This window comes from Oceanobacillus jordanicus (genome assembly GCF_022095695.1).
Lineage (GTDB): Bacteria > Bacillota > Bacilli > Bacillales > Amphibacillaceae > Oceanobacillus_B > Oceanobacillus_B jordanicus.
In genome coordinates this window covers 1-13,429 of record NZ_JAIFZM010000003.1, presented here as the reverse complement: position 1 = coordinate 13,429, position 13,429 = coordinate 1, and the positions used below count along the sequence as shown (strand labels likewise).

Here is a 13,429-nt window from a genome sequence, read left to right as displayed (position 1 = left end):
GTCTTGCCTAGCCAAGAGATGAATAATAGGGGAGAAATAGGATGAAGGATACATTAAGGGATGTTATGCAAGTAATTAAGCTTGCAGAGAAGCTTAAATATGAACTCCGCCACAGTTGGCTTAGCAATGGTAGACGAGAGAGCGTTGCGGAACATACATGGCGACTATCCTTAATGGCAATGCTGATTGAGCCATTAATGGAAGAAAAGCTAGATACAGCAAAGTTATTAAAAATGGTTATTATTCATGATCTCGTTGAGGCAGAAGCAACCGATGTGCCGGCATTTGATACACTGGATAATGAGGAAGTCAAAGCATTGAAGCAAGCTCGAGAGTTACAGGCAATTGATCATCTCCGAGACATACTTCCTCATGAATTAGGATTAGAAGTACACCAATTGTGGATGGAGTTTGAAGATAAGAAGACCCTTGAAGCTAAAACTGCTAATGCACTTGATAAGCTTGAAGCGCAAATACAGCATAACGAAGCCTCTATCGACACATGGCTTCCGGTGGAACATAAAATGAGCTTTATGCTTGGCAAACATGCAGATTTTCACCCAGTTCTAAAGGAATTAAAGGAGCTAATTGAAGAGGAAGCAGATGAAAAGCTGAGAGAAGCAGGGATCGAAACAGATACATTAAAAGCATAAAACAAGGGAATGTCCGATGGGGAGCTTAAAAGCTGATTTGAAACCTGCAATGGTCATTCCCTTCCGTTTTACAGCTTGTCCGATTGACGTTTTCTGTTTGTAAGACATTTTTAAACATGGAAGTTTCACATTTACATGCTACTTTGTATTCTTTTGCGACAGCCATTATCGGACAATTGTACTCGATCAGCTCGTAGCTATTATCATCTATCTTGGTAATGTCAGCCATGTATCCTTTTTCATTTTGGATAGTCTGAAGTTCTTGCATTCTCTCTTGATGTGATTTTTTCTGCATACGTAAAGTATATTCCTTCGTCAAACGTTTTTCTCTGTTTTGAAAAAGCTGTTCAACAGATTTGCTACCATAAAGTGCTTGTATGTCTTGCAGAAATTCTACACTTAATCCTTCATAGCTTTTAGGAAAAAGTAGTTCTCCTTTCGCTGACAACGTATAGCTCTGAACAGGTCTCCCCATTGGCTGCCTGATTTCTTCCGTAACAATAAGGCCATCTTTTTCCATGGCCAATAGATGTTTCCTTACAGCCATGTCGGTAATTTCAAGGCGTTCCGACAAGGCCCCGACCGTCATACGAACTTCTCTTTTTAAAAGATCAAGAATTCTATCTTTGGTTGTTTTTAGTTGCATAGTGCACCTCCTTAAATCTCTTGTGTAACACTTATTTCTGTTATGGCTTCATATTCTCATCAAGCATTTTAGTTGCGATGCCAATTTTATTAGGGTACGCTTTATTTAAACTTATTATACTTTATAGTATAAAAAGTATAAACTATTTCGATTAGGGAGGAAAGTAACATGGCTAAATTTGAATTACCTGCACTACCTTACGCACACGATGCACTAGAACCTTATATTGATGCAAAAACAATGGAGATACATCACGGGAAACATCATCAAACATATGTAACCAAACTAAACGGTGCCTTGGAAGGGCATCCAGACCTTCAGGGAAAATCATTGGAAGCATTGCTTTCTGATCTTGATGCTCTGCCTGCAGAAATACGCACAGCGGTTAGAAATAATGGTGGAGGTCATTTAAACCACTCTTTATTCTGGGAGGTCATTGCACCATCTAAAGAAGCGTCCGCACCAGAAGGAAAGCTTGCAGAGGCAATGAACGATGCTTTCGGAAGTATCAGCAGCTTCGAGCAAAAATTTGCAGATGCAGCAACAACACGATTTGGTTCAGGATGGGCTTGGCTTGTTGTAAACTCAAATAATAAACTGGAAATTACGAGCACACCAAACCAGGATAGCCCTGTTATGGAAGGGAAAACACCAATTCTTGGTCTTGATGTATGGGAACATGCTTATTATCTAACATATCAAAACAGAAGGCCTGAATACATTGAGAACTTCTTTAATATTATTGACTGGCAAACAGTAGCTACAAAGTTTGAAGCAGCTACAAAATAAAGTGAAACTTCAATCAGGGGAATTTCGTTCTTCCTCACTTATTGTTAGTTGAACGAATTGGGGTGTTAGCGTCCGTGTACTCCCACTAAAAATTAACGGTTTCACTTCAAAATTTTGATGTGAGAGTCTTACGAACAGTTGCACCGGGATAAACATACAATAGAATAAGGTGTTAACATGCACCTTATTCTGTACATATGCTTTACAAGAAACGACGACAGGAGGGGTACACGTTGAAGCTTACAGGAATATCCGGTTCAGTGGTAGGAGAAAAAACGTCACAGGCCGTACATGATGTGTTAATGACGGCTAAGATGCTTGACCCATCGCTTGAAACGGAATTAATTGATTTAAAGGAATACGATGTAGAAATGGTACGAGGTTTTCCATTAGCAGGATATAATCAAGATACTTGGGACGTTGTAAACAAAATCATGACAGCGGACGCGCTTGTGATCGGTTCGCCAATTTACCAAGCATCGATTTCTGGGGTTCTCAAAAATTTATTTGATCACTTACCTGTCGATGCATTTAAAGCAAAGGTTACGGCAATGGTTACGACTGGAGGGGTTGAAAAACACTTTCTTGTATCCGAATATCAATTAAAACCCATACTTTCTTACTTAAAAGGGATGGTGCCGACATACAGTGTTTTCGTTCATAATGATGATTTTAATGATGACAATGAAATTATAAACCCAATTGTAAATGAACGAATATCAAAACTTTCTGAGGAAATACTTCAGCTTCATAGTGCCTTACAGCATAAAAAGGGCTGATCCGCCATGGACCAGCCTTTTTTTCTTAAGTTAATTTTAAAATTCTTTTGAAGAAAGTGGTAAAAATAGTTTGACTCCTCTTTTATTAAAAGGGAGGAATTTACTGTCTGTTACTAGATGGCTTATATACCCTGCCAGACAAGTGTTTTGAACCCCAATTAATCCTATTGACATCTCTAATCGGTAGGCAATGTATCCAACGAAAACTACTCCAAGCAACGAATGCGTATAGCTGCGGTGCGAGACGACTGAAGCGATAAGTATAAAGATACCAAGTAAAAATAACCATGTCTCCTGTAAAGATAGGCCAACCGCAATCACAGCAATCCCAGTCAATGTCAACATATGCCTTTGTTTAATAAATGAGGTAAATACGAAAAGTAAAAGACCAATGCCCAACCCAATGTATTGGTTTGTACCATTGCCTTCATACATACTGTAAAAAATCATTAAAATACCAATTAGCTGGCCCACGGATTGAAACAGTTTATGAGAAAGCGTAATTCTCCCACGTAGCTTTCCATCAATATCTAGGTCCGGGAGTAATCCTGCTACTACTCCTATACCCACAAGGAGAGCAGTTTCGGTTGGTGGAGCCGTATAAGTGTTTGCTACGATAAATCCTGTTGCTGCGCCAACAGCAGCGTGTGCAGTACCATTCATGTTGTGTTTCCCTTCTTATGTAAATTATTCCACCTTATAGTGTACAACAAAATGTATGTTCTGTTTAGTGAAACATTAATTAAGGAATACAGATAATAGAGAGGAAGAGCTTATTGAAAAAAATAAAGCTACTTGTCTATCATGGCTCGCGTGATGAAACAAAAAATAAATCCTTCCTTGAAATGGTCAATCGGCTACAGGCAAAGGCTCAAGATCCAGTGTTAGGATGCTTTTTGGAATTCGGTTCTCCATTGTTGGAGAATGTGATGGCCGGATATCCTCAAGATTACGAAGTTACAGTCATTCCATTATTCTTTCTGAAAGGTAAGCATTATGAAGGAGACTTAAAAGATGTAGCGAGCCAAGCTGACTCACCAGTGAACATCCTGCCACCTTTAGTAGAAGAAGACCACTTCATAAGATTTATACAACAAAGCTATGATATAAAAGAACCGTTCATCCTCGCAGCACATGGATCGGCTCACTTTGAGGCTAAACAAGCTCTCTGTGCAATGGCTAAAAGGCTTGCTGATAAAAGTGGGATGCCTTGGCTGGTGGTCATGTTGGCAGAAGATGGTGCGAAAGAAAAGCTAGTTAATTTTCAGGAGGAGTATGGAAGTGTAACAATGTTGCCTCTCACTTTCGGTAAGGGAAAGGTTTATTATGAACTAAAATCTCTAGCAAGTTCTAACACTAATTTTCATATAATGGATCCTCTATCGTTTAATCAGAGCATAGAAAGATATATACTAAACAAAATAGTGATTTTGGAAGGAAGTTAAGAATGAACCTAAGCCTACAGCATATAGAAAACGAAGATTCTCTTGCACTATCGGTATTGGCAACGGGCATAGAGGTAGGAGAAAAAGAATACGAGATAATTGACCAATCTGGTGAGCTGAAAGAAAACGCTGTTCATGTATTAAATTATGTACCTGTTAATCATGAAGCAAAGGAAAGGTTTGAAATGCGTTTCCTTAGTCGCCCTAAGCTAATCGAAAAAGAGGCTGGTTTTATATCGATACGCGTCCTGCGACCAATTACAGACAGTACGTATCTAATTCTTACCCAGTGGGAAACCGTGGAAGCATTTCGAGATTGGCAAAGCTCAAAAGCTTATCAGCATGCACATAAAAAGAGAGGGACAAAAGAAGGGCTTGACAAAGAAAAGGGTGTATTGAGTGGAAAGCCCTATCATCATCTTTACAAGACGAAGAGATAGTTCCCTTACGTATAAGTCTACAGAATCATAGACAATTTAATAATTGTTCGATAATATGATAGATAAGAGGGTACTATAATTATAGAGGTGGAGCCAAGCGTGACTAAAAATATTCAAAGTAGACAATATCTTATAGAACAAGCACTTAATTATACAGGAGTTGGCTTAATTATTACAGACCCGACGATCGAGGATAATCCGATTGTTTATGCCAATCAAGGCTTTTACAAACTGACCGGATATACAGAAAGTGAAGTAATTGGTAGCAATTGTCGTTTTTTACAGGGAGAAGAAACAGATGAGACAAGCTTGCAGGCATTACGAGATGCCATTTTGGAAGAACAGCAAATTACCGTACAACTTTACAATTACAGAAAAGATGGAACTGGCTTCTGGAATGAGTTATCAATCGATCCTATGTGGGTAGAGGAAGATCAGAAGACTTATTTTGTTGGGGTGCAAAAGGACGTCACGCAAGATAAAGAGAATGAAAGACTGCTTGCCCAGCATTTGTTAGAAATCGAGCGAATCTCGACCCCAATTGTTCCAGTCCATGATAATGCTTCGGTGCTTCCCCTAATAGGTACGATGGGAGAAGAACGGTTGGATACTATTATGAAATCCGTATCAAACTACCTCGAGCTTTCTGACCAAGATTATTTAATTATAGATCTTTCAGGCTTATATGAAGTTGATAGAAATACGGTAGCTAGATTTTTAAAGATTCACCAATTTATCTCCCTTATGGGTAAACAGCTACTTGTAGCGGGAATCCGGCCTGACATGGCAGTACAGACGGCCACTATACAAGATAAATTTAGAAATATGAAGACATTCAAGAGTGTGCAAACAGCCATGGAATATATCGTCCGGGTTGCAGAAGATAAATAATCTAACTTGAACCCCTATTCGTAAAGGAATAGGGGTTTCTTAATAAATAAGAGATGTTTTGTTGCTAATGTGACTTGGAGTAACTGTAGTTTGCCCCATTATTGTTAATAAGATATTGTCTTAGTGGTACTGATTGATGGTATTAATTCAAAAACATTCTCTATACAGTTCGTTACACTTATATGTCGAAGTGTTTACCTTCAATAAAGGAAACAGTATCTTGACTTCGAGATAAAAGGGAGTATTGCGATAGGAACAATTGGTGTCTCTTAAAAAGCATAGGACCTCATGATTTCCCCGGAAATAATGGTCACGTTAAGGTAGGAGGAAGGGTGACAAATAATGAAGGTTGTCATTGCGGTCGATTCATTTAAAAGGGACCGCGTGCTGTTGGGATTCAACATAATGGTGAAAAACGTTGTCTTACACCAAGTTACCAATGAGAATGGCAAAGATAGAAGATATTCATTCTTTCTTAGGCTTATAAATCAATAGTTTAATTTTCAGATAAATAACTCGTGAGAAAGAGCCGCCTGTATTTAGACGACTTTTAGATGGTAACGGATGAGAAAATTCTTCTCCTTCTTTTAACTATTATTCACTGTATCAACATAGCTCCAAAGTCTAGATGCAATTTCTCTTGCCTCTAATTCATCAGTAGTTCCTGTGAATGCATTGGTGAAGGCGCGAGTTACTGTTTCAATAAGATAGATGCGAGGGCTGTCTGCAGTTAATTCTTCCATTAGAAAGTGGATACATTGTTTTCCGTCCACATTTGCTTCATCAGATAGCTTTTCTGTAAAACCAGTAAGCTGCTCCACCACTTGGTCCCTCGAATATTTCTTGCTATTAAGACTTCGTTTTAGTGAAACTACGACTTCTTCATTTAGAAGGGTGTCCTGGTTAGAAACAAGTCCTGGTATGATAGCATCCATCCGACGTAAAACATATAAGACCAGTGTGTCTACTTCTCCCAAGTTATTACTTGCTGCAGCCCAAATATGAAAGATTTGCTGCATCATTCCGAGTAATAATGCGGCTCCATCAAGTGCATAAGGGGATGCTTTTTCTCCATAAATATCAATTAATCTTTCAGAAAGCCAAAACAACTCTTTTAAATGGTTCTTTTTCACAAAATCACGTAACTCCTGATCACCAGAATGAAAAATGGCTTCAAACAACATAAATAGATTTTCTTCACGGTTGATTTGCATCCGGACTGCAATCTGCTTAGCAAGAACGTGTTTGTCGGACTTCTTTTCACCAATTAATAATTCTCTTCTTCTTACAAAGGTTTCTTCATTTACATATTCCAAAATGGCCACAAGGCATTCATTTTTTGACGTGAAATAATTATAGAAAGTTCCTTTAGAGATTTTAGACCCTTCCAAAATATCTTGTACGGATGTTGTGCTAAATCCTTTTTCAATAAACAGACGTTGTGCTGTTAATAAAACTTGTCGCTTACGCTCATTCATATAATCACCTTTAGACTGTTAGTATAATTTAATTTTAACTTAAAAAAACTATCTAATCAATTCCCATGTTAAAAAGGAAATTTCCTCTTGCCAAAAATGAACGAAGGGTATAAAATAATCAAGTGTTGAACTTCAAGTACAAATTTTATACAACGAGTATGAACGGGGGAATGAATGTTGGATATAAAACAAATGCATGAAAAACCTCCTTATGGAATGATTGCCATTCTATTTATCGGGGCTTTCGTAGCTTTATTAAATAACACATTATTGAATGTAGCTCTACCGACCATTATGACAGAATTTGATGTATCACCATCAATTGTTCAATGGATTACCACAGGGTATATGCTGGTAAATGGAATTCTGATCCCAGCAAGTGCTTTCTTTATTCAGAAATTCACTAATAGAAGGCTGTTTCTTACTGCCATGACGCTATTCTCTATAGGGACATTGTTGGCAATGTTAGCGCCAAGCTTTGGAATACTTGTCCTAGCTCGGATGATACAAGCATCAGGTTCAGCTGTGATGATGCCATTGTTAATGAACGTAATGCTTACAGCTTTCCCAGTGGAAAAAAGAGGAAGTGCCATGGGGATTTTCGGTCTGGCGATGATTACAGCTCCAGCCATTGGCCCTACTCTGTCCGGCTGGGTAATCGAGCATTATGATTGGCGCGTATTGTTCGGTATTGTCTTACCATTTGCCTTATTTACTTTAGTGTTTGCTTTTATAAAATTAAGTAATATAACAGAAAATCGTGAGGTACGTTTAAATATACCTTCTCTTATCTTATCTAGTATAGGGTTTGGTGGTATCCTTTACGGCTTTAGTATGGCTGGTGATAAAGGCTGGGATGCTTTAGAAGTCTATGGGACTATTACTGTTGGAGCTATAGCACTCTTCGGTTTCATCTGGCGACAATTACACATGGATGAACCAATGCTGGAGTTCAGAATATATAAGCATCCAATGTTCGCATTATCATCAGCTATCTCGGTTGTCCTTTCTATGTCAATGTTCTCGGCAATGATATTAACGCCATTGTATGTACAGACTATCCGCGGGATTTCGCCATTCCATTCCGGTTTGCTTATGCTACCAGGCGCAATTGTTATGGGAATTATGTCCCCTATTATGGGACGCTTGTTTGACAAGTTTGGTGCAAGAATACTTGCGATTATCGGTTTATCTATTACGGTTCTTACAACTTATTTATTTAGTAATTTAGATCTTGAATCGGGTTATTACTATATTATGTTACTCTATACCATTCGGATGTTTGGTATTTCCATGGTCATGATGCCGGTTATGACCAACGGTTTAAATCAGTTACCAATGAAAGACAACCCACACGGTACGGCAATGAACAGTACTATCCAACAGGTTTCTGGTGCAATTGGCTCTGCCTTACTTCTTACTGTTATGAACAAACGAAGTGAAACAGCAGGAAATGATCTACTAGACCAAGCGATGGCATCTGGGAATGTACCGCAAAGCACCGACGGAATGGCAGCATTTAAAATGCAGCTTGCAAATGAGGCTATGCTAGAAGGAATTAATTTCACCTTCTTCGTTTCCACATGGATTGCAGTCGTTGCACTGCTTCTCGGTTTCTTTATTAAACGGGTTACACCACCTAAAACAGAATATGAGCAAGTTGAAACGCCTGCTTCCTAATGATGAAAACCAGTATCTTATTAAAGGTACTGGTTTTTATTTTGATTTCATATTATTATAAGAAGGGCATTTAATAGGATCCTTATGGAACTTTAACGTTTTTTATGAAAATAGTACCAGGTGCTAATAGTTTGTGTTAAAATGAAACAAAGAAACAAGCAGGTAAGGAGAGAGAGCATGATATACACATTTGCTGCTAATCTTGTTAAACTTATATTAACTTTATTTGGTAGACTAAGGGTCCACCAAAAAGAAAACATCCCAAAAGGGAAAGATGGATATGTTATTGCTTGTACGCATACTGGTTGGGTAGATATTCTCTGGCTAGGAGTTTCCATGCTACCAACTAAAATACATTATATGGCTAAGAAGGAGTTATTTAAGTCTAAAGGACTGAAATGGCTTATGGAACACCTTAATGCATTTCCAGTTGACCGAGAAAACCCAGGCCCGAGTACGATTAAGGTACCTCGAAGATTGCTTGCAGAGGGCAAAGTGGTTGGAATTTTTCCTAGTGGGACAAGAACTAGTGAAGAAGTTCCTTTAAAACGCGGAGCTGTTACTATTGCTGGGCATTCTAAAGTTCCTATTCTTCCTGTTGCTTACGCAGGCCCAAATAATTTTACTGACTTGTTTAAACGGGTAAAACCCCATATTATTTACGGTGAACCTATATATTTACCAGAGGGCATGTCTAAAAAAGAAGGCATGGAAGTCATGATGGAGCAGTTAAACGTAGCGTTAAACCAATTACAGGAACAATTAAAAGAAAGATAATAATGCGAAGAACAGTACCAGTTGAGGTATTGTTCTTTTTTTAGATGTATATGTAAAATGCAGCTGGTAGAAATTACGAGACACTATCCTCATGCTTAACTTTTGATAAATGGGGAAAACAAATACAGTGGTTAAAAGTTTAAATTACTAGGGGAGGTAAATTCAATGACACAACAACAACTTATTCTTCAAGAACGCCCTAATGGGTTACCTAATGATAGTACCTTTCAATTTAAAGAGGTCGAGGAGGGCACTCCAAAAGATGGAGAAGTATTATTAAAAACACTTTATGTCTCAGTAGATCCATATATGAGGGGAAGGATGTCAGACGCGCCTTCTTATGTTGACCCATTTAAAGTCGGGGAACCATTAGCTGGTGGAGTGGTTGCGCAAGTGGTAGAGACAAAAAGCGATCAACTGCAAAAAGGTGATATTGTTAGAGGGAATTTACCATTTCAGGAGTACATTGTAGAAAAATCAGACCAGGTTAGTAAAGTACAAACAAATGGATTAGATCCGAGTGCTGCTCTCAGCGTACTTGGAATGCCCGGTTTAACAGCATACTTTGGTCTGATGCACATTGGAAAGCCTAAAAGGGGAGAAACAGTTGTGATATCTGGAGCAGCAGGAGCTGTTGGACAGGTAGCAGGGCAGCTAGCTAAACAGGCAGGAGCCAAGGTTGTTGGTATTGTCGGTTCTGAAGAGAAAGCTAACTATATAAAAGACAAGTTAGGCTACGATAAAGCCGTAGAATATAAAAAGGAAGATTTTGGAAAACGGTTAAAAGATGCCTGTCCTGATGGCATTGATGTATATTACGAAAATGTTGGAGGTGAAATTTCTGATCACATTTGGCCAATGCTAAATACATTTGCGCGTGTACCTGTTTGTGGCGCAATTTCCTCTTATAATTTAAAGGAAGGGGAACAGGATATCGGTTTACGGGTACAGCAATTTCTTGTTAAGTCCCGTGTTCTCATGCAAGGTTTTATTGTTGGCGATTTCTCTGATCATTATGCTGACGCATATGAAGAATTAGCAAATGCTGTGAGTAAGGGAAATCTGTACTATGAAGAAACGATTTATGAAGGCTTTCAAAAGATTCCAGATGCTTTCCTTGGATTGTTCTCAGGAAAAAACATTGGCAAACAGCTTGTAAAAGTTTCAGATCCTGAATAAAGGACCTATAACAGGTCTAAGTATGCTGCAAATGGAGGACCTGGATTTTAAAAAAAGGATATAAACGACATCCCGGGTAAGCAATTCTCGGGATGTTTTTGTTTTATGGAGCTATTACAAAATTCTTCAACTCTCACTTAATAATATGGGAAGTGTTCTAGTCAGAATTTGGAAGCAGGGGAAGATAACGTAGTTACAGAGCGCAAGCAAAAAAGCAATTTGTTGTTTCAAACTTAGTGGTTTTAAAACTGTATAATCAACCCTCTGTATCTTTGGTAAATATCGGTAGAACAGGAGTCTACTACAATTATTTTACAATGTAAGGGTTTTACTTTTCTGATTTTTATATAATAATTAGATTTTTAAAATAAATTATAAATATACAGTTGACTTCATAAAAAAATGAGATTATACTTGTCAACAATAAACAAATATTTAATATAATATTATAACTTTTGATAGGGAGTATAGCATGAAAGTAGACAAGGATTTATCTACACCTTTATATGATCAAGTGAAACATATATTGGAAGCTAAGATTACAAGTAAGGAATGGGGCGTCGGGTATCAACTCCCGACCGAAAAAAAGCTTGCAGAGACATTTAATGTTAGTAACATCACGATCAAACGAGCCATTCATGATCTAGTCCATGAGGGATTGCTTTACAGACAAAGTGGTAAAGGTACTTTTGTTAAAACGAAGGATGAAACTAATTTAACAAGACTTGTTTCTTTAAGGAATGAAGCTTGGGAAAACCAGTATCATCCTCACCGGACATTGAACCTTAAGGCTGAGAAAGCATCTTCTGATATTAAAAGAAAACTTGAAATGCAGGAAGATGAAGTGTATAAAATTCATAGAATAAAGTTAAGAGAAGACATTCCGGTAGCAATCGAATATTCCTATATACCAGTACATCTCTTTCCCGGACTACTCGAAAATGATATGGAAAAAGAACTACTCTACAATTTGTTTACCCAGACTTATCATAAGAAGCTAGGAAAAGCAAAAGTATATTTCTCGATTATTTTTGCTGACAGCTATGAGGCAGAATTATTACAACTCCCAGTCGGAGAACAATTATTTTCACTTGAGCGTTATACAGTTGATGAAGAAGGAACTATAATTGAGTATTCACGATTTATTCTAAAACAAGAACAATCAAACTTTTACTTAGAAATAGATTTGTAATTTTTTTGAAAAAAATATCTAAAAATTATTATTTTACGAAACTATACAAAAATATTATAACTTTATAATGTTATAATATTATATTTTATATAATGAAAAAGGAGGGATTGAGTGGAAAAACTTTTTCAACAAATAGAAGAACATGCATCCTTGTACCAACATTGGTTGTTATCCATGTGTAATCAACCAAGTATTTCTGCAAAAAATATAGGGATGCAGGAGATGAAGGAGTTGGTGATACAGCTTCTGGAGGATTTGGGAGCAGATGTGGAAGAAGTTGTGACTGCCGGATATCCAATCATTTATGGGCAGATCGATAATGGAAGTAAAAGAACTCTGACTTTTTACAACCATTATGATGTGCAGCCTCCAGACCCATTAGCAGAATGGATGTCTGACCCGTTTAAAGCGAGAGTTGAAGATGGACAGATCTTTGCAAGAGGGGTAGCAGATAATAAAGGAAATATAGCAGCACGAATAGCAGCAGTACACGCCTACCAGAAAGTTCATGGCGATTTACCGGTTAATGTGAAATTCATTATTGAAGGGGAAGAGGAGGTTGGTAGTCCTAACTTAAAAAAATTTGCATTAGAGAATCCGGAAAAGCTAAAAACAGATGCCATGATTTGGGAAGGGGGCATGCGTAATATTCATGACAAACGTCCGCATATCAGCTTTGGAGTGAAAGGGATATGCTTTGTAGAGCTGCGAGTTAGGGGCGCAGCTTTTGATCTTCATTCGTCGGAAGGGGCTGTAGTTGAAAATCCTGCATGGCGTCTAGTATGGGCGTTGAGTACATTAAAGAATGAGAATGAAAAAATACTAATTGATGGGTTCTATGACAATATTTTAGAACTAACAGAAAAAGAAAAGGCTTTTTTTCAAACGATGGATTATGATGAAGAGCATACAAAAACTCATTATCAAATAGACAATTTTCTTACTGGTGTAACTGGATTAGAGTTGAAGGAGCGTTTGACGGCCGCCCCGACTTGCACAATCTGTGGGTTGGAAGCAGGGGATACTGGACAAGGGGCCAAAACAGTACTGCCATCCAGGTCCAAAGTGAAGATTGACTTTCGAATAGTACCTGGGCAGACTCCGAAAATGGTGATAGATTTGTTGCGCAAACATTTGGATCAACACGGCTTTCGAGATATTGAAATTGAGCAGCTTGCTGGACTACTCCCATTTAATTCGGACTCGGAGAATCCGTTTGTTGATACGGTTATTGACAGTATGAAAGAAGTGTACGAAGAGCCACCTATCATCATGCGTAATCTGGCAGGATCTAGCCCAATGGAAAAATTACTTGCTAATACTGAGATACCTGCTGCTCAGATTGGCGTTGCAAACACAGGGTCAAACTTTCATGGGCCCAATGAGAATATTTATATAGATGATTTTATAAAGGGGATAAAGGCTACGGCAAATGTCATGCGGCATTTTGGAGATGTTTAGCTATTAATGACTGAATAAT

At 38.0% G+C, this 13,429-nt stretch carries 14 protein-coding genes; 11 read left to right on the top strand and 3 right to left on the bottom strand.

Annotated elements, in window-relative coordinates:
- Positions 1-41: 41 nt before the first annotated feature.
- On the top strand, positions 42-653 hold the full coding sequence (locus K3T81_RS04065; RefSeq protein ID WP_238018435.1) for an HD domain-containing protein: 612 nt from the start codon (positions 42-44) through the stop codon (positions 651-653).
- 25 nt (positions 654-678) lie between these two features.
- Here K3T81_RS04065 and K3T81_RS04060 read toward each other — a convergent pair whose 3' ends face one another.
- Entirely contained in the window at positions 679-1,299 is a 621-nt protein-coding gene (locus K3T81_RS04060) for a helix-turn-helix transcriptional regulator (RefSeq protein WP_238018433.1), read from the bottom strand.
- 168 nt (positions 1,300-1,467) lie between these two features.
- Here K3T81_RS04060 and K3T81_RS04055 point away from each other — a divergent pair, with 168 nt between their 5' ends.
- Positions 1,468-2,088 (top strand): superoxide dismutase, encoded by a 621-nt coding sequence (locus K3T81_RS04055; protein ID WP_238018431.1) that lies wholly within the window; start codon positions 1,468-1,470, stop codon positions 2,086-2,088.
- A gap of 233 nt (positions 2,089-2,321) precedes the next feature.
- On the top strand, positions 2,322-2,867 hold the full coding sequence (locus K3T81_RS04050) for an NADPH-dependent FMN reductase (RefSeq protein WP_238018429.1): 546 nt from the start codon (positions 2,322-2,324) through the stop codon (positions 2,865-2,867).
- Between the two features lie 36 nt (positions 2,868-2,903).
- Here the strand turns inward: K3T81_RS04050 and K3T81_RS04045 are convergent, their stop codons facing one another.
- Complete coding sequence (locus K3T81_RS04045) at positions 2,904-3,530, bottom strand: metal-dependent hydrolase (protein WP_238018427.1); 627 nt, start codon at positions 3,528-3,530, stop codon at positions 2,904-2,906.
- Positions 3,531-3,643: 113 nt separating this feature from the next.
- Between K3T81_RS04045 and K3T81_RS04040 the strand changes: the two genes are divergently transcribed.
- The 3 genes from K3T81_RS04040 (at position 3,644) to ytvA (ending at position 5,643) form a co-directional block, all read left to right on the top strand.
- The gene (locus tag K3T81_RS04040; RefSeq protein WP_238018425.1) at positions 3,644-4,312 is read left to right on the top strand and encodes a sirohydrochlorin chelatase; all 669 of its coding nucleotides are present in this window, start codon (positions 3,644-3,646) and stop codon (positions 4,310-4,312) included.
- Positions 4,313-4,314: 2 nt separating this feature from the next.
- A complete protein-coding gene (locus K3T81_RS04035; protein ID WP_238018423.1) occupies positions 4,315-4,752 on the top strand; it encodes an antibiotic biosynthesis monooxygenase family protein in 438 nt (145 codons plus the stop codon).
- 99 nt (positions 4,753-4,851) lie between these two features.
- Positions 4,852-5,643: a YtvA family blue-light photoreceptor gene (gene ytvA / locus K3T81_RS04030; RefSeq protein WP_238018421.1), complete on the top strand. Its 792-nt coding sequence runs from the start codon at positions 4,852-4,854 to the stop codon at positions 5,641-5,643.
- 587 nt (positions 5,644-6,230) lie between these two features.
- Here the strand turns inward: ytvA and K3T81_RS04025 are convergent.
- A complete protein-coding gene (locus K3T81_RS04025) occupies positions 6,231-7,121 on the bottom strand; it encodes a TetR/AcrR family transcriptional regulator (RefSeq protein WP_238018419.1) in 891 nt (296 codons plus the stop codon).
- Positions 7,122-7,295: 174 nt separating this feature from the next.
- Between K3T81_RS04025 and K3T81_RS04020 the strand changes: the two genes are divergently transcribed.
- From K3T81_RS04020 to K3T81_RS04000, 5 genes are all read left to right on the top strand, one after another.
- Entirely contained in the window at positions 7,296-8,801 is a 1,506-nt protein-coding gene (locus K3T81_RS04020) for a DHA2 family efflux MFS transporter permease subunit (protein WP_238018417.1), read from the top strand.
- Between the two features lie 180 nt (positions 8,802-8,981).
- Positions 8,982-9,578 carry a lysophospholipid acyltransferase family protein gene (locus tag K3T81_RS04015; protein WP_106898500.1) on the top strand — a complete coding sequence of 199 codons (597 nt, stop codon included), beginning with the start codon at positions 8,982-8,984 and terminating at the stop codon, positions 9,576-9,578.
- Positions 9,579-9,743: 165 nt separating this feature from the next.
- On the top strand, positions 9,744-10,757 hold the full coding sequence (locus tag K3T81_RS04010; RefSeq protein WP_238018415.1) for an NADP-dependent oxidoreductase: 1,014 nt from the start codon (positions 9,744-9,746) through the stop codon (positions 10,755-10,757).
- Between the two features lie 472 nt (positions 10,758-11,229).
- Entirely contained in the window at positions 11,230-11,949 is a 720-nt protein-coding gene (locus K3T81_RS04005) for a GntR family transcriptional regulator (protein ID WP_238018413.1), read from the top strand.
- Positions 11,950-12,060: 111 nt separating this feature from the next.
- Positions 12,061-13,410, top strand: a complete 1,350-nt coding sequence (locus tag K3T81_RS04000; RefSeq protein ID WP_238018411.1) for a M20/M25/M40 family metallo-hydrolase — start codon at positions 12,061-12,063, stop codon at positions 13,408-13,410.
- Positions 13,411-13,429: the final 19 nt, after the last annotated feature.